This is a genomic window from Pseudodesulfovibrio sp. 7M6, assembly GCF_050058625.1.
Classification (GTDB): domain Bacteria; phylum Desulfobacterota; class Desulfovibrionia; order Desulfovibrionales; family Desulfovibrionaceae; genus Pseudodesulfovibrio; species Pseudodesulfovibrio salinus.
In genome coordinates, this window is record NZ_CP188816.1 from 2,743,963 (window position 1) to 2,766,692 (window position 22,730).

23 protein-coding genes are annotated in these 22,730 nt (G+C 48.9%); 7 read left to right on the top strand and 16 right to left on the bottom strand.

What is annotated here, in order from left to right; genetic code table 11:
* The first annotated feature begins 16 nt into the window (after positions 1–16).
* Positions 17–1,228 (top strand): hypothetical protein, encoded by a 1,212-nt coding sequence (locus tag ACI0FG_RS12910; protein WP_419785407.1) that lies wholly within the window; start codon positions 17–19, stop codon positions 1,226–1,228.
* A 2-nt stretch (positions 1,229–1,230) separates the two neighbouring features.
* Here the strand turns inward: ACI0FG_RS12910 and ACI0FG_RS12915 are convergent, their stop codons facing one another.
* Both ACI0FG_RS12915 and ACI0FG_RS12920 read right to left on the bottom strand, forming a co-directional pair.
* On the bottom strand, positions 1,231–3,093 hold the full coding sequence (locus ACI0FG_RS12915) for a UvrD-helicase domain-containing protein (protein WP_419785408.1): 1,863 nt from the start codon (positions 3,091–3,093) through the stop codon (positions 1,231–1,233).
* Position 3,094: 1 nt separating this feature from the next.
* Positions 3,095–5,059: an ATP-dependent nuclease gene (locus tag ACI0FG_RS12920; RefSeq protein ID WP_419785409.1), complete on the bottom strand. Its 1,965-nt coding sequence runs from the start codon at positions 5,057–5,059 to the stop codon at positions 3,095–3,097.
* 241 nt (positions 5,060–5,300) lie between these two features.
* On the opposite strand from ACI0FG_RS12920, the gene ACI0FG_RS12925 reads away from it, so the two are divergent.
* The 4 genes from ACI0FG_RS12925 (at position 5,301) to ACI0FG_RS12940 (ending at position 7,389) form a co-directional block, all read left to right on the top strand.
* Positions 5,301–5,684 carry a hypothetical protein gene (locus ACI0FG_RS12925; protein ID WP_419785410.1) on the top strand — a complete coding sequence of 128 codons (384 nt, stop codon included), beginning with the start codon at positions 5,301–5,303 and terminating at the stop codon, positions 5,682–5,684.
* Positions 5,681–6,055, top strand: a complete 375-nt coding sequence (locus ACI0FG_RS12930; RefSeq protein WP_419785411.1) for a hypothetical protein — start codon at positions 5,681–5,683, stop codon at positions 6,053–6,055. Before ACI0FG_RS12925 ends, ACI0FG_RS12930 begins: the two co-directional genes overlap by 4 nt.
* 11 nt (positions 6,056–6,066) lie before the next feature.
* Positions 6,067–6,387 carry a hypothetical protein gene (locus tag ACI0FG_RS12935; RefSeq protein WP_419785412.1) on the top strand — a complete coding sequence of 107 codons (321 nt, stop codon included), beginning with the start codon at positions 6,067–6,069 and terminating at the stop codon, positions 6,385–6,387.
* 501 nt (positions 6,388–6,888) lie between these two features.
* Positions 6,889–7,389 carry a hypothetical protein gene (locus tag ACI0FG_RS12940; protein WP_419785413.1) on the top strand — a complete coding sequence of 167 codons (501 nt, stop codon included), beginning with the start codon at positions 6,889–6,891 and terminating at the stop codon, positions 7,387–7,389.
* A gap of 84 nt (positions 7,390–7,473) precedes the next feature.
* Here the strand turns inward: ACI0FG_RS12940 and ACI0FG_RS12945 are convergent, their stop codons facing one another.
* From ACI0FG_RS12945 to ACI0FG_RS12985, 9 genes are all read right to left on the bottom strand, one after another.
* On the bottom strand, positions 7,474–7,833 hold the full coding sequence (locus tag ACI0FG_RS12945) for a hypothetical protein (protein WP_419785414.1): 360 nt from the start codon (positions 7,831–7,833) through the stop codon (positions 7,474–7,476).
* A 223-nt stretch (positions 7,834–8,056) separates the two neighbouring features.
* A complete protein-coding gene (locus ACI0FG_RS12950) occupies positions 8,057–9,361 on the bottom strand; it encodes a primase-helicase zinc-binding domain-containing protein (protein ID WP_419785415.1) in 1,305 nt (434 codons plus the stop codon).
* Positions 9,358–9,753, bottom strand: a complete 396-nt coding sequence (locus ACI0FG_RS12955) for a hypothetical protein (RefSeq protein WP_419785416.1) — start codon at positions 9,751–9,753, stop codon at positions 9,358–9,360. Before ACI0FG_RS12955 ends, ACI0FG_RS12950 begins: the two co-directional genes overlap by 4 nt.
* Entirely contained in the window at positions 9,750–11,297 is a 1,548-nt protein-coding gene (locus ACI0FG_RS12960) for a DNA primase family protein (RefSeq protein WP_419785417.1), read from the bottom strand. The genes ACI0FG_RS12955 and ACI0FG_RS12960 overlap by 4 nt, the downstream gene beginning before the upstream one ends.
* A gap of 11 nt (positions 11,298–11,308) precedes the next feature.
* The gene (locus tag ACI0FG_RS12965) at positions 11,309–11,611 is read right to left on the bottom strand and encodes a hypothetical protein (protein WP_419785418.1); all 303 of its coding nucleotides are present in this window, start codon (positions 11,609–11,611) and stop codon (positions 11,309–11,311) included.
* Positions 11,612–11,680: 69 nt separating this feature from the next.
* Positions 11,681–11,884, bottom strand: coding sequence for a helix-turn-helix transcriptional regulator (locus ACI0FG_RS12970; RefSeq protein ID WP_419785419.1), 204 nt, complete (start codon positions 11,882–11,884; stop codon positions 11,681–11,683).
* A gap of 101 nt (positions 11,885–11,985) precedes the next feature.
* Positions 11,986–12,903 (bottom strand): hypothetical protein, encoded by a 918-nt coding sequence (locus ACI0FG_RS12975; RefSeq protein ID WP_419785420.1) that lies wholly within the window; start codon positions 12,901–12,903, stop codon positions 11,986–11,988.
* Positions 12,904–12,908: 5 nt separating this feature from the next.
* The gene (locus tag ACI0FG_RS12980; protein ID WP_419785421.1) at positions 12,909–14,069 is read right to left on the bottom strand and encodes a tyrosine-type recombinase/integrase; all 1,161 of its coding nucleotides are present in this window, start codon (positions 14,067–14,069) and stop codon (positions 12,909–12,911) included.
* Positions 14,070–14,416: 347 nt separating this feature from the next.
* The gene (locus ACI0FG_RS12985; RefSeq protein ID WP_419785422.1) at positions 14,417–14,992 is read right to left on the bottom strand and encodes a hypothetical protein; all 576 of its coding nucleotides are present in this window, start codon (positions 14,990–14,992) and stop codon (positions 14,417–14,419) included.
* A gap of 470 nt (positions 14,993–15,462) precedes the next feature.
* Here ACI0FG_RS12985 and ACI0FG_RS12990 point away from each other — a divergent pair, with 470 nt between their 5' ends.
* Positions 15,463–15,840 (top strand): hypothetical protein, encoded by a 378-nt coding sequence (locus tag ACI0FG_RS12990; protein WP_419785423.1) that lies wholly within the window; start codon positions 15,463–15,465, stop codon positions 15,838–15,840.
* 123 nt (positions 15,841–15,963) lie between these two features.
* On the top strand, positions 15,964–16,248 hold the full coding sequence (locus tag ACI0FG_RS12995) for a hypothetical protein (RefSeq protein WP_419788419.1): 285 nt from the start codon (positions 15,964–15,966) through the stop codon (positions 16,246–16,248).
* Here the strand turns inward: ACI0FG_RS12995 and ACI0FG_RS13000 are convergent.
* The 5 genes from ACI0FG_RS13000 to pstC form a co-directional block, all read right to left on the bottom strand.
* On the bottom strand, positions 16,141–16,506 hold the full coding sequence (locus ACI0FG_RS13000) for a type II toxin-antitoxin system RnlB family antitoxin (RefSeq protein WP_419785424.1): 366 nt from the start codon (positions 16,504–16,506) through the stop codon (positions 16,141–16,143). The genes ACI0FG_RS12995 and ACI0FG_RS13000 overlap by 108 nt on opposite strands.
* Positions 16,503–17,546 (bottom strand): type II toxin-antitoxin system RnlA family toxin, encoded by a 1,044-nt coding sequence (locus ACI0FG_RS13005; RefSeq protein ID WP_419785425.1) that lies wholly within the window; start codon positions 17,544–17,546, stop codon positions 16,503–16,505. Before ACI0FG_RS13005 ends, ACI0FG_RS13000 begins: the two co-directional genes overlap by 4 nt.
* 348 nt (positions 17,547–17,894) lie before the next feature.
* Positions 17,895–20,018 carry a Tex family protein gene (locus ACI0FG_RS13010; RefSeq protein ID WP_419785426.1) on the bottom strand — a complete coding sequence of 708 codons (2,124 nt, stop codon included), beginning with the start codon at positions 20,016–20,018 and terminating at the stop codon, positions 17,895–17,897.
* A 281-nt stretch (positions 20,019–20,299) separates the two neighbouring features.
* Entirely contained in the window at positions 20,300–21,460 is a 1,161-nt protein-coding gene (gene pstA, locus ACI0FG_RS13015; RefSeq protein WP_419785427.1) for a phosphate ABC transporter permease PstA, read from the bottom strand.
* A 9-nt stretch (positions 21,461–21,469) separates the two neighbouring features.
* The gene (pstC, locus tag ACI0FG_RS13020) at positions 21,470–22,687 is read right to left on the bottom strand and encodes a phosphate ABC transporter permease subunit PstC (protein WP_419785428.1); all 1,218 of its coding nucleotides are present in this window, start codon (positions 22,685–22,687) and stop codon (positions 21,470–21,472) included.
* Between the last annotated feature and the right edge of the window lie 43 nt (positions 22,688–22,730).

The window sequence follows — 22,730 nt, forward strand, 5'->3', positions numbered from 1 at the left end:
CAAAAGGCCTAATACAATGATTCGAGATATTGCAGACTATTTCCAGCAAACCAAGGACCCTGAAACTACTGTTTTCATAGTTAAAGATTCTCCTAACCAGGATTCTCCTTACAGCGGGCCACGGAGCTTTCAAGAGGGGAAGAACGCAATACATATTGTTGATCAATTCAATGGGAGAAGGCCCTTTGTTCTTAACAATCAAACCTGCTACCCGGGACACTTTACTTTTGAAATATTCCCATCGGTAATACTGGATAGCCATGTTGCATTTCACCTGCATTCGTACTTGTCAGTTCCCAATCCAACAAACCCCAGCATGCATACTTGTACTCATAGTTTTCTAAATCACCTTGTAGAGACAGGATATGATTACAACCCAATATTCTACATTATTGAATCATATAGAAAGAGCAGTGAAGAAGACTTTTGGCGCAACACACCACCTGTCATTGAGTCGATTCTTAAACTCCAATCAATGGACAGTGACTATTTCAAGGAAAAATCATCTGTTAGAATTGATGCTAGACTAGAAGAAGAACTCTTTCATAAATATGAAGCTACTTCATTTAGTGAATGCAGTCGCAAGTTAGTTGGGAGAATTCAATCTAATCTGCCAACAGTCGATCCTGTGTCACTGACATATGCGTGCTTGATTAAGATGGTATTAATCAAGCACAAAGACAAAAAAGGTGTAATAGATAAACTAGAACGATTTGAATCGTTTATGACAGACCAGCTAGGATTAAGGCTAGCCTACGAACACAACCTCGCATTGTACTATTTCGCCAACCTCGCGGGTCGATTCGTGAATATTCAACCCAACATGAAGCTAACGAAAGCGATATCTTCAGCCTACTCGACGGCATGGGATCTTTTTCTACTCAGACTCCCAATGGACCTTTTGACAGTTTCAAATCTCCCTGAAATATCTATGGGGTACATCGCATCCTGCGAGCACAAATTAATTGAATTTGGGCAACTTATGACTATTGATGCTAAATTCTGCTACTCAAAGACAAATGAAGTAAATCAACCTGTTTTCAACTTCGATCTAAGTGAAATTCAGAAAGAGATTGGGGAAGCAGCAACATCAAAAATCGAAAAGCAAAGTCGATCAATACTCTTAGAAAGAGCAGCTCGTACACATTCGGATATTATCACTGAGTACGACCTTCAGTGCCTTACGAAAGATTTGGAGATCCAACTTTCTAACTTGTGTAGGAGCTAACCTCACGGCACTATAACTTGCGGCACCCCTGCATCCTCTAAGACTTGATACAAGCTATTGACTTCTGCTCGCTGATTGTTGGCGCAATATGTAAAAATTGCGCGTTGCCTTGCGCGAGAGAAAGCAACAAAGAAAGCGGACCGTGATTCGGCTGGGTCTATTCTAAAGCTCCACCATGACTCATCTTCAAGCCCAACAAAGAAGACGGTGTGAAACTCAAGTCCTTTGCTTTTGTGGATAGTCATAATTGGAACAGCATCCTCTCCTTCAAGGTAAGCAATAGCCTCTCCCCATGTGGTTGCGACTTCAAACTGCTCAAACAGGTTTGTTATTAAATCCTCTTTGACCTTGTCGTACCAATCTCCCCGACGATACTCTGGATAAAAAGACTTAATATATCCTTCGCCAAGAAAATCAGTAACCACGCGAACGAGGTCTGCCACATCTCCATTGTTGTTAGGGACATGATCAAACGAAGTCGCAAGTTGTCTCACAAGGTCACCAATTTTTTCCTGCAAGGGTAAAATACTATCCTCATTGGGATCCAGTCCTTTAAGCAGCGCTGTTATATCAAGACAGTTCCTCCAAGCCTGACCTTTGTTTTCTGCATTAGCTGCCAGTTTAAAATAGCTGAGAATGATCGTTGTCAAATTCTCTGTAAGAAGGTCTTGCAAAAGAGATTCATCTCTTGCCTTTAGTCCTGCTGCCTCAAAGGCTCTTATCAGGGGCGGAGAGAACTGGTCAGTTGTCTGCTTCACCAGCACAACAAAATCGCGAGGACTTAAATCATAGTCTTCAATGTAACCATTCACAATTGAAGCTATATGTTCAGCTTCATGTTGCCTGTTTCTAAACTCCATAACTGAGCATGACTCTTCCCAAATGGAATCTTCCTGCATGGCCTGGGTCTCTTGCGGATTCGGATCAACGATCCTTGCTATCCTGTCCTGAATCCTTACCAATTCAGGTGAAGACCTGTAGTTCCTAATAAGTGGTACAACCTCAGCCCCAAAATCATCACAAAACAATCCGAATGGGTCATCTAAAGCCATCGCCCATCTCATAATCTGCTGTTTGTGATCTCCTACAGCAGTCAAACGGCATGTGGGAACGGCAAAAGCTGTTTTCACCAATCCATACTGAACATGCGTTGTGTCTTGGAATTCATCCAGAAATACATGGCTATATGTTGCTCGAATTGCTTTTAGGATTAATGGATTGGTTCGCAGTAGCAATTCTACTAGACGACCAATCATTGGAAAACCGAGCCGAGTTTCACCAAGGTTGTTTAACCACCTTCTCCACCATTCGGCAGCGGCCCACTCAAGGGTAGAAGTTGGTTCAAAACCAATAAGCGGAAGCGGTTCACCCAACACGTAATACTTGTAGAAATCATCCCACCTTGTTTGGTGAAGGATATTACTGTTACCAAACTCTGCTGGAACGTTAAGCCCTCTCACAAAGTCATCCCAGTCGCGGCGTTTAAATAAAGCCACCTCATAATCCGGATGAATTTTCCAAGGAGAAGGTAAAGAACGAGAAAACCTGTCTAACACCCCCTTTGAAAAGGCATCGAATGTGAGAGAGTCAAATCGTGCTGCTTCTTTAGGCACACGAATGGAAACTCGTTCTCTAAGGTTCTTTGCTGCATCTCTTTTAAAACTGATAGCAAGAATTCTCTTAGGATATGGACAGATCCCAGTCTCCAAAAGGTAGCAAGCCTTTTGAGCTAACAGTTCGGTTTTTCCTGCCCCTGGGCCAGCAATAACGGCAGAGTTCTGCTCCGACTTCACAGTATGCCAAGCGTTATCCTCTAGGCCTTCTACGCCAGCAGGCTGCCATTCTTCTGGAGATATTCTTGCCATGCTATTCCCCAGGCTGCTCAACTATGTTTTTTACAGCTTCAATTAGCGCTTTAAGCTCCTCCGGACAATTCTGAGCAATGTCAGCATCCTCAAGAAGGCCTATCGCTCTAATGTGGCTTACAGGCTTGCTCTTACCGAGAAAGAGATAGTTGTAGAATGGAAAATACTGCTTAAGGTCAGCCAACTCACCATCGTACCACGCTTCTGTTCTCCCATCTTTCAACACATGAGGAATTGCCTGCTCTACATCAATACGTGGGCCACGCGCTCCTTCAGGCAAGGTCTGATATGCTTCGGGAAAAGCGTTCAACATGGCCATATCTAGATCTAACGGCCATGAGCAGTAAACACCTTTAGTCCTGATGTGATTAACCCACGATTTAATGTTTGCCACATTGATGGCGAAATCTTCTTTCTCAACAAAAGCAAGTTCTCCATCTTGAATTCTGAAAAACTCTTGATCTACGCCATTTTCGACAAGTTGCTTCGCCAAGTATGACAAGCGGCTCCATCCTCCTGTATCGCGCCCCAGGTCCAAATCGAGCAATGTCACGTATGGGATTCCAAGATTATGTAGTAGGCGCCAAAAGTGGTTCACATGCCTTCCCCCAAGGGGAACAACAGCAACAAAGGATGGGTCTAAGTCTACGTTTAACGCCCCTGCGACCTGAGGGATCACGACTTGCTCCGAGTCCCCTTCGCACAACACTACGCACTTTGCGAAGTACAACTCTGGAAAGGCAAGGACTGCATTACGCATAAATTTCGCAGCCTCAACGTCTTCCTCCGGAAACAAAATGGGGTTTACAAGTGTTGTACGAGTCTCTTGGGCAAGCCTAAAGTGCCGCACAGAGTCAGGACTAACCCTCCCTAGTATTGAACTGGAATGGCTGGTCACGATAGTTTGTGACACATCATATTCAGAGATGTTTTTTACCGCGTTCAAGACTCGGCAGAGATAGTACGGTGAAAGATGGTTTTCAGGCTCTTCTATCGCAAAGAAAGTCAAGGCTGGGGTCCGCAACAGTTCTTCGCAAAATCCAGTATCCTCTTGTAGAGTGCAAGCCTTGGCCACTTCGCGCTCTATCTCAAAAACAGCCGCTGTTAATGCAAAATAAAAAAGAGAAGTATGCCCATCGCTCAACTCGTCTATAGAGCGAACCCCTCCGTCCTCTGACGGGCTAAGTGTTATTGTGATTCTGTTTGATACATCTTTAATATCACTAGAGATAACACTTAGCACAGGGTTGGCCAGTAGCTTCGCTCCACTCAGCTCCTTCCACTTCCTTTTTAAAAGTTTATTGGTGGTGGCTACGGCCACTTCTTTGTTTAAGGTCTCTTCAATAGTCTCTGCGGATTTAGCCAACGCCCTTCCAAAATCGTCTGTCCATTTGATCGCTTTGAAAAGGCGCTTTTTCATCAACCGAGTTTGCTGACTCAACAACTCAGATTCATTCCTTGTGGCCGGTATATAGTGGATTTGGATTAGCCCACGCTCGGGTGCTGTAACCCGGGTTGGCTCCTCGCCCTCTATGGCTGGCATCCACCAAAGCTGCTCTTCAATTGCTCCATCGGTTGTAGCGTCATCCTCCCAGGTAGCTTTCAGCCGAATACGACAATAGGGGGCGCCTCCCGGCTCAAGAACCAACATCTGCCTAAAGCAAGTAGGAACAGCCGCTCCTTCCTCGTCTTCCTCTAATTCAGGAAAAACCACCTTAACTTCAACCCACAAATCAAGCAGTTCATAGTCATCCAGAGTCTTTCCTGGAGGGATATGAAAATCCGTCTTTCTTATGCGCCGCTGTTTTGACGATGTCCCAAACATCCGCTGAAGCGCAGCCAAAACCGCGGTTTTACCTGCACCATTTCCCCCAACAAATGCAGTTAAGTCTTTAGCTAAATTTACGACAACAGGGATGTCTCCTGCGGATTGGAAACCTTTTAGTGTGATCGATTCTATCTGCATTGATCTGCTCCTAAGGAAATGTGGCATTAAGAGGTACGTCGAAACGATAGTTTCGGCCCAACGGGGAGGGATAAGAGTCATTATCTCCTGACAACTAGAACTCTACTCGCTGATTCTTTCATTTTTTAATCGTGTAATTTGAAAGAGTAGGATTGCAAAAATGTCTCTATGTGCATAGTAGAAAAAACTGGTAAAGCAAAGACTATCAAAACACATAATACACACTCAAAAAGTAGGGTTTATGAGCAAAGCAGGTAGAATCGGCTTTCATGTAGTTAGTAGCTCTGGGAACGGTGGATACTTAGTCGAATTTGAAATGAAGGACGGTCTTAGTGTAATTTGCGATTGCCCTGCGGGGATCCATGGCCAACTCTGCAAACATAAACTTGCACTCATTGATGGAGATGGTTCTGTCTACGATCCTGAGATGGAGGATGGCGGTTTTCCTCTGGACAAGTGGGCCAAAGCCATGAAGTGGATCAAAGAGTCCGGCGTGGATGAGCTTGTCACAGATTTCAGAGAACGCTTGAAAAAGTTGGAAGCTGAAAAAAAACGGCTCCAAAAGCAAGTAAGGAATGAAAAGGCGCGGCTTGCCAGGATGCTTGGTGAAGGGGTGTCTGCATGAGTAACCACAAAAGGCTGGTGGCCATAGGGTTTATGGAGTCCATAACACCTGAGATTGTGTACGGACGCTTTGAAAGAGGTTTTGATTTCTTCCCAGGGTTTCATGCTGTTAGCGCTGATAAGCCTATGAACGGGCATGGCGCAGGGTGGGTATTTCATACTCCTGCTTGTTTCTGTGAGGCGCTTGATGTCAAAATAACTTTGAAGCTCACAGAGGAGGAGAAAAAGATAAACAAAACTCTCCCTCCTGAAAAGAAAATCAAACCAAAGCCTTATTGGACTCAAGGCAGTGAGTTCAATTTCACAGAAGGTTGCTTAGTCTATGACACGCAATTGCCCGCCAGTCTGGTGTTAAGTGGGGATCCGCTTTAGAGGAGATTGAAGTGGCAATTCAAGTTGCCTCTGGATATGCAGCAGCGCCAGCTAAGGTGGAAACTCAAACGTGGGAAGCCAAGCCAGAGAATCTTGCCGATCATATCGAAAAGTGGCGCTCAAAAGGAATTGGGACGGAAACCAAAGACAATACAAATAGGAAGAATCCAGAGTTCAAACTGTTGGCTTTTGTTCCGCGTGTACCAGGCCAGATTGACCTAAAGATTATGCGCCCCAATAGTTCAAGATCCAAGTTGGAATTGGACGAGCGGCTGTCTATGAGTCAAGATGATTTCGTGAGGACGCTAATCCTTGGTTTGAACCGCCAGTGATGGAGTGTATATGACCGACTCTCAACTCCCGCCCTTCAAGCCACCACTTCCTGGATGGGCTGGTTACTTATTATCGGCAACAGGGCTTTGGGTATTCGTTCTTTTTGTCCTGGCGCTTGTTACGCTGGCCCTTCTTCCAATAGATCAATACGTGCCGGATGACGCACAGGTCGTTGTGGGGCTTTTTGCAGGAGCGCTTTTTATATCCGCCATTACACCCAGTGTCAGATTCTGCCTCAAAATAGCGACAAGGCTAATCCTCAGGCGCTACAAGCCACACTCTGCATTAAAACATTTCGGGCCACACATTTAGTGTGGCCCTTCTTTTGGTTCATCCGAATAAAGCGTACTTGGACCTGTGGGTGCCCACGACTCTGTGCATTAACGTATTGTACAAATTTCACGAGATACGCCCTTTGCCAAGGGCTTCACCTAATCAGAAGAGAGACATACTCAAGACTCAAGACATGTGCTATATAGGACGGCAAAACAGGAGGAACAATGAACGTTCAAGAGATTTACGACGAGCTTGTTATTCCAGTTTATGAATCTTGGTGCACTGAGCGTGGTTATATATTTTTTGATGAATACCCAACTGATTACAAAGAGTTCGTCAGTCACCTTCATGAATTCAACCAACAAAATCGTTGGAATTTATATCCCTACAATGGCAAGTGGCTACGTTTTGTTATTGAGGATATGGACAGCATCACTTACCGAAGTTTTACCGATACGGAATTGGCGGATATGGCCCAAAAAGCAGTTCTTGTCATTGCAGAGCATAAAGCTTTCCATAAGATGAATGGTAAACTGTATGGAGCGGTTTTGGTTACTTGTTCCTTTCTTGTGGGACTTTTCGCAAAATCCATAGCAAGCGACATAGTTCCGTTCCTAAGTGAGATTGTTGGCATCGGTTTATTTATTGCGACTTTGCTAATCGGCGGATTTATATACAATACGAACCGGCCAGAGCTAGACGATAGTGTCTTTTGCAATTGGTGAAGTCGCTCCCTAGTAGGTCATTATTTGAGTTCAGTATTGTGGGACTCATGAATTGAAGTACGCAATATTCGGATGAACCCGTTTCTACTCCATAGTCCTTGGTGCCAATCTCAATACTCGGAAGCCCTCTTCAACATCTTCAGTGGCTAACATCGTTTTGCCCAATGGTATGAGGAACGCTTTGGGGTCACCTTGTTCAGGGCGAGTAGCTCCAACAATGCCAACTTCCTTTTCTACGACATCAAATAGTCCCACCAGATCCTTCTCTAGCTTTTCAAGTAGAGTTTCATAAACGCCTTGGATGTTGTTTACCAATAGATTGTCGTCCTCCCGCTCCAACGTTCCGGTGAAGGTGTGCAAAGGGAACAACAGTTCGTGAACAGTTTCCTTTACACTCGCCCACTCACCGAGGTCATTTGGAATAGTAGTAATGCCATCAGCCATGTTACCTCCTGGCTTTCATTGTTGCTTTCCCCTCCCCCCAATTGAGGAAGTCAGGGCAAAACATGATTATATGCGGACAATCCGCGGGTCCTTCCTAGATGCTTTAACTACAAGGGTGCTTGCGGCCGCGGTTCTTGCCCACACGAAAAATTGAAAATCGGACGGAAAAACGGAAACTCCTTCTCCGGCGACACCATATGTGCCACGTCTACTAAACAAGGTGTCACTGCCCATAGCTTCCTCTTTCTTTTGGCCAATCCTTTGCAAATAGTTGCACCTGATTAAGGGACTGAATGAATAGAGAAAACACTTTGTCCCTCATACCCATGGACCATGATTCGGGATAAATCGGATAGAAGCCACCCAGCCCATCACCAACAATTCTGAAACCGTCACTAGCGTATTCAACGAGGAGGTCTTGCAATTCATGCCAGGGACTCAGGTTTTGTTTTGTAGGGATTTCGGGGGTGGGGGATGAAGGCCGCTCAAGCCCTCTCCTGCACCCTGGAAGTCCTTCATAAATCCAACCATCAAGCGGATATCCTGCCAACCAAGCGTCACAAATATCTTTGCCCTTAGGAACTGGCCATGCCATTGAGTTTGGAAAATGAGACTTCCACCACTGATAGGTCCTTTTCTGACCAGCCTCGTCATAATCCAAGCAAACCAGTATTATTGGCGCAGCCTTCAGCAGCTTACTAGCCTCCAGGTCAGGGGGGTAAGACACGCTCCCGAGAGCCATCACGTTCACGATGGATCCAGCCTCTTGGTAGAGAAGCAGTGCATCTAGTTCACTTTCCACTACAACCCAGGGCTTTGCTTCAGATTGAAGTATGAGAGGTGCTGTATTCGTGGGGACCGTTGGCAAAGGAAAATACTTCGGTTCTCCCTCAGCGCACCTAAACTTCACTCTGGCTATATGCCCTGTCGAAGCAGGGATCGGAATAACCAGTCCATGTGGAATTCGTATCCTCTTGGCTTTGCCGTTCTTCTTAATTTCGGGAGGTAATCCCCAAGTGGATCTGTGGCGGTAGTAGGTCTTTGGACACCAGCCCAACCTGGCCTTTTTGATCGTTTCAAACGACAAGCCCCGGGCTTCTTGAAGCCACTGGATTATCCCTGGAAACGATTGAAGACTACTTGCAGCCCATTGAATCAGCTTCATAGTCTGGCTTTGCCAAACCGCAGGAGGGCTTTGGTTGTTTTTGGGTTTCCAAGCCCTGGTTGGATGCTCAGATGAACGCTTGGGCGTTGTTGGAGGATCAAGTGCTGATCTGGCACTATCCAAATTCAACTCCCTACAAGCTTCTGGATAGCTCAGCCCCTTGAATTCCCGTAAAAACTGGATCCTATCCCCGGATACTGAGCATTGCCGACACCAAAAACGCCCAAGGCCATCTTTCCCCTGTTCAAGGAATAGGGTGAAGCGATCTTCACCACCACAATGAGGACATGGACCGCAATACTCCTTTGACGTTTTTGATTTTGAGACCAGCCCTAGAGATTGATAAAGGTCGAGGATTGTCATTTCCCAACCTCACAACCGCCAAAAGATGGATGAATCCGCAAAACCTGCATATCCCTGCAAAAGACTGACTGGGGATATTTTTCAGTGATATCAAGCAGCTTGCCACGCTTCGGCTTTGTGGACACACAGACATCGTTCCAAGAAAACAAAGTCTTATATTTAAGAGAGTTGCCTTCTCTTTTCTCTTCTAAATGCAGGTATTGCAGATAAAGTATGAACAATAAGTAAACTGTAAATAATAAGATGTAACAGTAGAGATTGAAAATCTTTCCAAAGCATATCTGCATATCTGCAACCACTGTAAATTCAGAAGGTCTAACACTTTGTTTTATTGCGGCTTTCAGGGCAGCAGACACCTGGTGTGTTGGCGTACAGGTAGAGCAGCTAATCACAGTGATCCCCCTTCGCGAAGAGAAAGCCCTGAGAATGTTGAATGACGCCCTTCAGAGGAGTGCTTATAGCCTTTGGCAATCATTGCCGCTTTGAGCTTTGCAGAGCCTGGGACCTTTGTTGATTGACCATGCTCATCTTTGACCCACTTTTGGTAGGCTTCTCGGAAAGCTCCCGCCCTAACAAGGCCGCCAGGGACGCATCGTTCTTCAACGAACTGCTGAAGCATATCTTCTTGAGTTTGGTATTCTTGTGTTGCAACCAATATCTCATTCGGCGGCTTGAGGCCTTCCTGCTGATAGAGGAGGCACCCCTGGACTAACCACGCGAGGATCCCGGGCAATTCTTCTTCAATCCTATCTTCAAGGTCCGAGATTTTGGCTTTTTCATCTTCCGCTGAAGGCTCATCTACAAACCGATAAGCGAAGGGGATGAGACGAACTCTCCGCCAAGTTCCATAATCAACTGAATGGATCACTGGCTTATTGTTTGTCAGGAGAAAAATGCTGAACTGAGGCCGAAACTCCACGATAGCATTGGAGTAGTTGTAGCGGCCCTTCAGGGTATCGTTTCCGGTAAATTGCTTGATGGTCTCAACGTTGAGCTTCGCCCCGTCTTTCGTTTCTGAGGTCCAAACCAGCCTTTTCCCTTGGAGGTCTAGTAACTCTGGGTCAGCCCCACCAACTTTCGGACGATATCCCACAATCATTTCAGCGGACACAGCACCAGAGAGAGGCCCCATAATTTTCTTAGCAGTCTCAAGTAGTGTGGATTTTCCGTTGGCACCTTCTCCCCAAAGAATAAAGAACTCTTGAAGAGGTTTGCCTATCAAAGAGGCGCCAAGAACTTTATGGAAATAGTGAGCCGTTTCCTTTGTAGTGAATATCTCATTAAAAGCTTCCACCCAGGTTGGCGCTTCTTGGTCAGGCCCCTTCCACTCAATGGGACAGGCCTTGTTGATATAATCCTCTGGGCGCCCAGGGCGAGCTTCTCCAGTCCTCAGATTTATCAATGCATTTTTAGTCTGAAGTGCATACGGATCCTGATTCCATTCATCGCCTGTAATTGCTAAAGAATCTTGCCCTTTACAAGCCCAATTGATTACGTTCCGCATACGAGTTGCGCTGTTAAGACTGTCTATCCGCTTTCTTAACTTGCCCTCTTTTTCGATGGCAGCTTTGGTGTCTTCCTGGGATCGATTAGGGTCGTTACTGATCCTTCGCTGGACACCAATCTCTTCATGGTATTGGCCAACGGCAGCTTGGTTTGCCGCTTGAAAGAACTGTTCAAGGAGGTCTTCGTGCCAATGCTCGTTAAAGTAAAACATCTGGCTTCTCTGCTTATCCAGGCAGAACTTTCCCTTGAGGGCTTTTGTTACAAGCCTTCCGTCCCCTCGTTCATTCTCAGCCAACATCCTCAATCGTTCAATGGAGGAGAAGCTGACTGTTTTTTGCCCCTGATCCCGGCCATACTTCTTTTGAGACTCCTGAATCCTGGCTTTAGTTAGCTTTGCAGCTTCTTCAGCCGTCTTGCGATGCTCCCCCATAAGTAAGCCGCCTACTTATCCTGTGCGTTCAGAAGGTGAAGAGGGTCTGAAATGCTCATTCTGGATTTCGCACAGCGATAGACGCCGTCCAGATCTGCCATAGGTAGTTCGCGATTTTCAGATATGACCAGATTGTCCAGACCATCCTTCATTTCCCAAAGCGCTTCATAGGCCTTCTTGCTCAGACGGGTAACGGGGTGGTTAATGCCGTAGACATCGCCTAGCAGCACTCTGAAGTGGATTATGAAATCAAAGCAAAGTTGAAATTTTGCACCATATTCAAGATGAGTTTCAAAGGTGAGATTGTTTTTCATTGGTGACTCCTATTCAAGGCTCAGTTTTTCAGGTTCGGCTCTGTTCAGTGAATCAGGGGGAAGGGGTGACTAATACGTTTGAGGAGGAGTCACTTTTTGATTTTCAATGAATTCATCAATGTCTTTGATGTCGTAACGGACGGATCTACCATTCTTGACGTAAGGCAGACCAATTCCATTCTGCCTGTCTGTCCGGATCTTTGAGACACTGATGCAAAGAAGTCTTGCGGCTTCATGCTCGTCGATCAACTTTCTATTCCCTTTATTTGACATTAAAAAACCTCCAGTAGTTTTGTTATCTACTGGAGGCTTAAAGGCCTTTGGGTATGAAGCGTAAGTGCCCTTTTTTTACTCTGCAAAAAAGGGCACCCAATTTAACATAAGATAGTTTCCCTAAACTTCTCGGGGTAGTATGGAAAAACTCCATTGGAGGCATTGAAAATCAGCACCTGAGCGTTCTCATAATCTTTGTATAATTGCCTACGGGTGGTATCGCTTTTAGGGTCTCTGCCAGCGCCCACATAATGATTCAACACTTCACCAGTAAAACGATTAATCTTGTTGAAGCGCCCTGTCAGTATCTCATTTTCTGTTTTACCCATCTGCTTTAAATCATACACACCGATCAAGCGGTCTATGAGGTTAGGCTTTACTTTTCGGCAACAGTTTTTCCATCTGTTGCGCAAAACAACCTCCTCATCCTCCCTAAACTCTTTAATTTCAGCCCTTATTTGTTTGACCATATCTTTAAGGGGCAAAGCATATGGATCTATGGAAATGTTCAATCTGCTTTGCCAAAACCTTGTTCGGCATCCTGCTTCTAATTCAGAAACAAACTGGTCTCGATATATGGACGTTTCATTCAAATCGTTGCGCAGAGCCAACCTTTTACTTTCCACCTTCATTATCTTTTCGACTTTTTCGATAGGCTGAAAAGGGAAGTGAGAAATGGCTCCGAGTTCTGGCCAGACATTATCAAATCCTTCCAATGGAATTGAAAACCATTCAATTGCGGATAGCGCATACCTGTACACATTCGAATCAGTTGAACAGGGACCAGGTCTTGGTTGCTCATTTAAATGGAAAAGCAAAAAGAACTTGTCGTCTAACCTATCGGCCTCACTTCGGTACTTGTCATAATCAGTGTTTCCTCCCTTGATTAACGAGAGCAAATGAACTCCACCGAGATAATGCTCATTCCTCAAAAGGCACTGATACCACAAGTAGTGGGCGTCCTTAGCTTCATCTTTATAGGAGCAAGGCCTGGCAAGGTCGTTTTCTATTAGTGTCATCTTCCTTATTCCTGACTTGAACGAATCTGAATGACTTTATTCTGCTCATCCTCTTCCTTGGCGATATCATGGAACATATCGCCAGCTACATTTGATGCTTTCTGCAAAGCTTCATCGCGAAGATGTGCATACCGCTGAGTCATTTGAGGACTCTTATGAGTTAGCAATTTCTGAAGGGTGTACATGTCCACCTCACCAGAACTAGCTAACATTGAGGCGTATACGTGACGCAACCCATGAAGCGGACGAAAATCAGCAGGAAGTTTTGCCCTCTTCTTTATGCGACAAACTGGGCCGCGAGCATCTGTCCTCTGGTTCCCACTTTGCCCAGGGAAAACGTATGGGCTGTTAAGCCGTTCATGGCTCTCTAGCAAACTCTTGGCAACGCCATTCAACGGAATGCTCTGACTCTTTCCGCCTTTGGGATTCTCAATATATATGAAGTTGCGTTTGAAATTGACATGATCCCATTTCAGCCGAAACAATTCGCCGCGGCGCATCCCAGTAAACAAAGCCAACTTCATCATGTTAGCTACTTGGCGATTGGAATCCGCATCTATGGCCTTCATCAAAGCCTTCAGTTGGTCAGCATCAAGATCCTCTGTTCTAACGTTATCCACTTTGGGCATTTCAATATGAAGACGAGAAGGGTCTGGAATAGGACAGAGACCTTTTTTTACCCCAAAATTGATGATTCGTTTGAGAAGAGCCAAAACTAGTTTGACGGTCTGAGGAGATTTGCTTTTAAGAAGTCTGATTCGGATCCGGTCAATATCCAGAGTTACTAGATCGGCGGGTGCCTTAGATCCTACGGCCGATTTCAGATAACACTTGTAGCGACTTTTGTCGGGAAGCAGCCCTTTGAGATCCTTTCTTTGATTGCGATACTCTTTCCAGAGCATTTCAATTGTCCACTGACCTTGCTTCTCTACTCGTTGCTCTTTGTTAGAGCTTTGATCTCCATCGATCCTCAAAGCTCTCAGCTTTGCGGCCTTTGCTGGGGTCATGTCATCTCGCTTTTGTCGGCCAGCCTTCTCTTCGATCAGCTTACCGTTTCTGCGATACATGATGTAGTAAACACGCTCCAAGCGCCCAGAAGAGCCTTGAGCACTTTCTATGAAGTATACACCTGGATATTTCGTCTTGTTTCGTTTTTGCTTAGGCATGACTACCTTCGTGTTTTGCCATTGTCCCCAACAGCATCCCCAACACTATCCCCAACACCAGCTAAGTTAATAAGTGGTAATAGAGGGCAAGTCAACGCACTTTAGACCCTGCAATAATTGAAACAATGTTAAACGATGTAAATTGAGGACAACCACACCGAATGGTCTTCAAAACCAATGTGTGGCAGTGATGTCACGGGCAGGTTCGACTCCTGTACGCTTCCGCCATTTAAGGATAAAGTGCCGCTGGCATAAAGCTGGCGGCTCTCTTTTCGTATTCTTCTTTTTGTTATTTTATGGATATTTAGGGGCTGCAAATTGATGATTTCCCCGAAATTCCACCAAAATCACTTGGTTTGCCCTCTCAGTTGGGGCAGGGGTTTACTTGGGCTGGTAATGCCAAATTCTCCCATCTTGACCTTTCGATTCCATTGGTATTTTTCCCCATCATATTTCCATAGGTTGTCATCAAACACATAATCAGGCATCCCATTTGTGCTTGTCCCTGTCTTCTGGGGGATGCGGTGCATAGAAGGGTATCCTAGATCAAGTAATTTCCATCCTTGCGGCGTCTTTTTAAAAATATCGACACAGCATCCTCCGGTGCCGCAATAGACGGAGTGACCAATGGTGATCAGAAGTTCGTCTTTCCCATCGCCGTCAATGTCATACTCAAGGACGTAAATATCGGGGTGCTTGTTGATGTAGGTTTGCGCAATATCGTTGAGATCCTGGTCATAGTACGTGGTTATTTTATCTAATTCTTTACGGCTGATTTTCTTGAAGTCTCCCGATGCATCAGCCGACCCACAGATTGCGAAAATACAAATAGCTAAAAGGAGACAAGACATGGGGTGCAATAGTGCCGGGAGACACCTGCACGGAACCGTTATCTCCCGGCATACTTCATCTTCTTCATTCATGAACGTATGGGATGTCATACCCTTGAAATTTACGCAGATACTCCGAGACATGGGTGCCATTAGCGTCATGAGGATCGTCCTGTCCATTTGATTCAAGATATTTTTTGATGCCGCCGTTCACTCCCCTCAAGTGCGCACCGGCGAGGAGGCCCGAGGCGGTAATTTTTATACCTCCTACCGTTTTACCTATATAAACATCAAGCTTTCTGTGCTTGATATCTTTCCATTGAGCGCGCTTATATGCATCAAATGCGTTTTCCTGAGCTTATGGAGAATTGAGAAATTCCTCTTTGAACTTGACTCCATCCTTTCCGATCCAGTTGCCTTTTTTAAGGGGCTGTACCAGATACCCCCTCTGGGTTATCTGGTACAGCCCCTTAAAATGTCCTTTCTCTTTCAACACGGTGGCAACTACTTTTTCTGCTACAGATTCACCCCCGAAACGAAACTTCCCCGCCTTCGCCGAACGAGTGCACAAGGCCGGACACGACAGAGTCTTCCCAGAGATCAAGCCGAGGCAGGGCAAATACGGCAAGGCCGTGTCGCAGTGGTTCAATGACAGGTTCAAGAAGAAGCTCGATCTCCAACCGCCGAGGGCCGGACTCAGGAAGGAATTCCATAGCTTCCGCAACACCTTCATTAATGCAGCGAAGCAGGCCCGTGTGCCCGTAGAAATGATCGAGGAGACCGCAGGCCACGCCAGCAGCTTGGGAAATCGCCTACAGTCGATGTCGGGCGACTACTACGCCAGCCACTACACGGAAAAGATCAGGCACGAGGAGTTGATGGTAAAGGTGAAGATTGAAGTCGACCTCACCAACCTCAAAAAGTCGAAATACAAGGGCTAACAGGTGGAGGCCAGGGGAAAATCGCCTCCATACAAACTGCTGCTTAACATGTTGAAATACAAGGACGGTTCGCGAGACTTGTGCCCGTGCTTTGTATCCGCATCTTGTACTCGGAAAGTTAGCGTGAATTCGGTTCCAGAACAAGAATCCCGGTTGAGAACCACGGCATCCATGAAGCCGCCAACGCCATCGCGTATTGTTTTCCGACAACAGATCGAATTCTTCGAGGATATTTTACCAGAGGATGGACCGATGGTGGACGAGCAGGAGGAAACCGGAGGGGGCGTGTGTGGAGTTGAACTAGACCTCAAGTCCCTTGCGAAGCTTGTAGCAAGTTGGCTTTGTGAGGATGGAGGTGTCAAGCTTGCTGATATGCTTGAGGTAGAAGCCCTTGATAAACTTGGATAATTCTTCGCGGATGTGCCGAGCGGGTTGCAAAGAGTTTAGAGCAAGAGACTTCCCATTGAATGAGGTCTCATGGAAACGAGATGTTCGGTTGCCCGTGGTTAGCAACAAGTCAATGAGTACTGGCCCTTCATAACCCTTTTGGGCCAGTTCAGTTTCAAGTTGCCCCAACTGTTCAAATGGGCTGAGGTGAGAAGCGGAAAAAATGACATACCCATATTCGGGTTGGTCAGTTTTTCTCATTCTGTAGAGTTTCATCATTTTTCAAGTAATAACTCACTGTAGTTGTTAATTAAATCGAGACAGTTTGAGGAGATGAGAACAGCCTCTGTTCTATCTCCGATAGTTCTTATCTCCGCATCGACTCCGCTAGCATGAAATGTTCCATGTCGGTTCGGATTGTAGTAAGAGTAACATTCCTCCAGTAAACAGCAAGTAGTATCGCAACCTATCCTTACTTTCGCGTCCGCGTTGAGCTTGTAGGTTAACGGTGATTGGCATGTCTTGTGAAATTGGTCGAACTCTCTCCAATATTCTCCGCATGCGTTCAGGACAGATTTCCGCATGAACGCCTCAAGTGCGCGTAACGCAGGGTAAGAGATCACCGAGTAGTCATCGACTTCCATCGGTAGGCCGCGCATGCTGATGGCCGTACCAAGGAGTTTGGTCAAATTTTCACCCGCGTAGGCATAAGCATGTGGATACTCATTCGTCAACTGCTTGGTAGCTTCGGCGGCAGATGTGGGCGTGGAGAAAATCGTGCCTAAGTGCTTCAAGACATCGTCTTGAGAAATTGCGTCGTCCTCTGCCAAGAACTGAACGACATCTAGGGCAAGGACGACAGGGCGGCCTTGGATGAGCAGGGTCCCCTTCTTGTAGAGAGTGAATGTAAGTACATCCCCTTGCTTCCCCTTCACCTTGAGGGACAATCCGTGCGGAATCTCAACAGGATCATCCGTTGTGGCGCTGCATTCCTCTGTGAGGTAGGCAACCAAGGTTTCGAGTTTGTCTTTTGTGTAATCGTGAAGGGTCAAAGAGAAGTTCTTCATTTTTACGGACGAGGCATGTTCAATAACGTACTCTGCCGCTTCGTTCGCAAGGTCTTGGTTCTTTCCGGCTGCTTGTAAGGTGAAGAGGCCGTTGTTTTTGGGGTAGACGACCAAGTGGACGGGTTTTCCGTTCTTGAGGAAATGGTAGTGGTTCTCTCTGGGCTTGAGTTCCAGCTCGACTGGACCGTCGGCATACTCGCCCAGTTTGGGCCGGATCATGTCCGCTACTAGCGCTTTGTCCCTGTAGCTCATTGTTGCCTCGCTGATTGTCGCGTAAATGTAAGTCGGCATATAGGATTTTATGCTGACGTAGGTCAACCTATTGTCTGCAGGGCGAAAACGGGCTGATGGACCTGTGGGTATGCCCATCCGTCCAGTGGACAAATCAAGCACAAACGAATCACTCTATCACATATGTCCATCCACCTCTCGCAAGGCCTAAGAATTCATCGGCCACAGATGAAGACGGGTACGATCAAATTTTTAACAAATTCTCCAACAAAAAGAGGCAGCCTTTAGGCTGCCTCTTTCCTTTTAAAACAACAGATTGTGCCCCAGGCCAGCCTGCGCACGAACTTCACTACTTATCCAACGACGGGATTATCCGTTTTTCATGCTCAGCCCAATGCGCCGTCTTTGAACATCTACGCTGAGTACCGTTACTTCTACCTCTTTGCCTGCGGCCACGACGTCGGAAGGGTCGCGGACAAAGCTGTCCGAGAGCTGGCTGATGTGTACCAGGCCGTCCTGGTGGACACCGATATCAACGAAGGCGCCGAACTTGGTGACGTTGGTGACGATGCCGGGCAGCTTCATGCCCTCGTGAAGATCCTTAATGTCGTTCACCCCTTCGGCAAAGGAAAACACGCTGAACTCCGCCCGAGGATCACGACCGGGCTTGGCTAGTTCATTCATGATGTCCCGGAGGGTCGGCAGGCCTACATCATCCGAAACATACGATTTGATGTCCACGCGAGCCCGGGCGTCCTCATCCGCAACCAGTTCGGCAACAGAGCATCCCGCGTCCTTGGCCATCTTTTTCACCAAGGCATATCGCTCGGGGTGGACGGCACTGTTATCGAGAATCTCCTTGCCTTTGACGCGCAGGAATCCTGCGGCCTGCTCAAAGGCTTTGGGGCCAAGCCGAGCCACCTTGAGCAGCTCGCGCCGTGAAGAAAACGATCCGTTCTCGTCCCGATACCCCACGATGTTCTCGGCCAAGACAGGCCCGAGGCCGGAAACATGGGTGAGCAGTTCGGCGCTGGCCGTGTTCAGGTCGATGCCCACAGAATTGACGCACCGCTCCACCACGTCATCAAGCTCCTTCTTCAACGCGGCCTGATCCACGTCGTGCTGATACTGTCCCACCCCGATCGATTTGGGATCAATCTTGACCAGTTCAGCCAGCGGGTCCATGAGCCTGCGGCCGATGGAAACAGAGCCGCGCACAGTAAGGTCAAGGTCCGGGAACTCACGCCGGGCCACTTCCGAGGCCGAATAGATGGAGGCCCCGGACTCGTTGACCAGGACGACGGGAATACCAAGGCCAAGCTCGCGCACGAAGGCCTCGGTCTCGCGGCCTGCCGTGCCGTTGCCTATGGCTATGGCTTCGACATCATACCGCGAGCAAAGATTGCGGAGTATGTGCGCCGCGTCGGCCTGCTGCTTCTTTGAGCCGGTCGGATAAATCGTGGTGTGATCCTGAAGCGCGCCCTGTGCGTCGAGGACGGTCAGCTTGGCACCGGTTCGGAAACCGGGATCAAGCGCCAGTACACGCTTCTGGCCAAGCGGCGCCGCCAGCAACAACTCGCGCAAGTTCGAGGCGAATACGCCAATGGCTTCGGCATCCGCCCGCTTCTTGATTTCTGCACGGACCTCGTTTTCGATCGAAGGACGAAGCAGTCGTTTGTAACTGTCCTCAAGCGCCAGCTTGACCTCCCGGGCGTCAGGGCCGGAACCGTGGACCAGTTCCCGGATCAGCAGGTCCACGCCTTCCTCATCGGCAGGTCGCAAGGAGAGCCGGAGAACCTTTTCGTTCTCTCCCCTGAACATGGCCAAAGCCCGATGCCCCGGAACACGCACGAGCGGCTCGTCCCACTCGAACCAATCCCGGAACTTCTGCCCTTCTTCCATCATCTTCTTGATGACCGAGGATTTGAAACGCCCCCGCTTTACGAACAGAATGCGGAGGGCTCCCCGTATCTTGGATTGCTCGCTGACGTCTTCGGCAATGATGTCTCGTGCACCGGCAAGGGCGATCTCAATGTCGGGGACATCCTTGTCGGCGTTGATAAATTTTTTCGCTTCCAATTCGGGATTGACGCCCTGCTGCTTGAAAATCAGCTTTGCCAATGGCTCCAGGCCGCGTTCCCTGGCGATACTCGCGCGCGTCTGGCGCTTGGGCCGGTACGGGAGGTAAAGGTCCTCAAGGAGGGTCTTGTCCTTGGCGTTCTCAATGGCGGTTTTCAGTTCATCGGTGAGAAGATCACGTTCGGCCAGAGAAGAAAGGATGGAGTCGCGGCGCTTATCCAGCTCGGCCAACTCGATGAGCCGGTCACGGACTTTGCCGACGGCCACTTCGTCCATGCTGCCCGTGGCTTCCTTGCGATAGCGGGAAATGAAAGGAACCGTGGCCCCCTCGTCGATGAGAGATGCCACGGCTTTTACATGCTTGTCGGAGAGCGCCAGTTCTTGCGAGATGCGCTGGATATGTTTGTCGTTCAAACTTATTTCCCTGTTTTTTTACATGAGCGATTATTGCTTCGTCTGGAGAGAATCTCTGCCTGACGAAGCGACTCTCTATCACGGCCTCCTTACCGGCGCCACCGTCCATGGGGGATTGCCAGACATTGAACCGTGACCGGCTTCCGCCAAATCATATGCCCTTTTCCTGAATAATCGCCCGGATCAAGCCCTATGTCCCACCCAGGCGGGGAGCAAAAAATAGAGAAGCCCCGAACCATACGGTCCAGGGCTTCTCTACAATTCAGTCGAATCTGATTATTCTACCACTTCGTCTCATACTTGTTGCGCAGGTAGATGGCCGCACCGTTCATCACCAGCATGACCGCCAGCAGGACGATGATGCCAGCGCTGGTGCGCTCGGTGAAGGCGCGCATGGAGTCCGACGACCATGTATAAATCTGGGCGGGCAGGACTGTTGCGGCGGAGGTGAATCCGTCGGGCGCTTCCGGGATATAGGCCATCATGCCGACGATCATCAGCGGCGCGGTCTCACCTATGGCGCGGGCCAGACCGATGATGGTGCCGGTCAGGATGCCGGGCAGCGAGAGGGGCAGGATGTTGGTCACGACCATCTGCCAGCGCGTGGCACCCAGGGCGAGCGCGCCCTCCCGGATGGAGTCCGGAATGGCCAGAATGGCCGCGCGTGTCGAGATGATGATGACCGGCAGGGTCATGAGCGAGAGGGTCAGACCGCCGACCATGGCGCTGGAACGCGGCACGCCCATGAAGTTGATGAAGATGGACAGGCCGAGCAGACCGAACAGGATGGACGGAATGGCCGCAAGGTTATTGATGTTGACCTCGATGAGCTGCATCAGCCTGTTGTCCGGCGCGAACTCCTCAAGGTAAATCGCCGTGGCCACGCCCAGCGGGAAGCTGAAGACCAGGGTGATGAGAAGCACGTAAAAGGAGCCGACGGCGGCGGACCATATACCCGCCATTTCGGGCAACTTGGAATCGCCGTTGAGGAAAAATCCGGTATTGAAGGCCAGCCTGGCCCTGCCCTCGGCTCGCAGCGTGTCCACCAACTGCCGTTCGGCCTTGTGCAGCCGGTTGGGCTTGCCCTTCAGGTACTGGTCCACCTCGGAATCGGCCAGAACCCATTTGTCCTCGGTGGTGCCGAGCAACGACGGGTCCGCTTTTATCCTGTTGGGAATGAGCCTGGTAAAACCACGGCTGACCAGATAGCTCATATCCTCATCCAGGGCGTAGTCGCCCATTTTTCTTGCCTGGTCGGTGTAGTTGACCTCCACCCGCAGCTCGGCCTGCTCGAATGCGGGCCAGGCGGACTTGACGATATCCAGAAAGAAGAAAACCAGAAACGCACCGGCAAGCAGGATGGCGGCATAGGAGAATGCGATGAACCGCTTGTCCTTACGCTCGCGCCGCTTCAGGTATTTGTGATCGATAGGTATCTGCATGACGACCGCCTATTCGTACTGTTGCCTAAACCGGCGGATAACCACCAGCGAAATGACATTGAGGGCCAGGGTGACGACGAGGAGCACGAGCCCGAGGCCGAAGGCGGACAGGGTCTCGGGACTGTCGAAGGCCTGATCGCCGGTAAAGGCGTCCACTATGCGCACGGTGACCGTGGTCATGCCTTCCAGCGGATTCCAGCTGAGGTTGGCGCGCAGACCGGCGGCCATGACCACGATCATGGTTTCGCCCACCGCGCGGGAGACGGCCAGCAGGAAGGCCGAAACAATACCGGGCAGTGCCGCGGGCAGGATAACGGTCTTGATGGTCTCGGACCTGTAAGCCCCCATGGCCAGTGCTCCCTCGCGCAGGGAGCTGGGCACGGAGTTGATGACGTCGTCCGAGAGCGAGGAAATGAGCGGAATAATCATCACGCCCATGACCAGTCCGGGGGAAAGCGCGTTGGTAAAGTCGGCCTGCAATCCGAAATATTCGGCAATGTTGACCACCAACGGGCTGACGGTAATGGCCGCGAAAAAGCCGTACACGACGGTGGGAATACCCGCCAGGATCTCCAGGGCCGGTTTGGCCACCTTGCGGAAAGTGGGCGTGGCGTACTCGGCCATGCAGATGGCCGAGAACAGGCCGACGGGCACGGCGACCAGCATGGCGATGGCCGTGACCATGAACGTACCGGCAAACAGCGGCACGGAGCCGAACACACCCGAGGTGCCCCTGCCGGGAACCGCCTCGTCGGGATTCCAGGTCGTGCCTGTCAGAAAGTCCCACAGACTGACCATGTCGAAAAACTTGATGGCTTCGAATGTGACCGAAAGCACGATGCCAAGGGTGGTGAAGATGGACACCAACGAGGCGACGAAAAGCAACTTGACGATAAGTTTCTCTACAACCTGCCGGGCCCGCAAGCTCGGCTTTACCGTGGCCACGCCCACCGAAAGGCCGGCGGCCGCAAGGATGATGGCGGCGGCGACAAGGGCTCCGCCCGGCACCTCCGCAACCCCGGTCGCCTGCAACAAGGCCGCCACCAGGGAGCCGAGCAAGGCCGGGGAGAGCGTACAAATCACGGCGTACCAGCCATAGCTTCCAGGTGTGGCGCGCATCTGCTCCCCCGTAAAGGAGAAGGTTTTGCGTGTGGCCAGAAAGTAGGCAATTACCGCCAGCGGCAACACGCCGCAGAAGAGGTAGAGAAAAACGGTACCTGTATCCAAAGTTTTCCCCGTAGAATAAACGCCGAAAGAGACCGGCCGCACG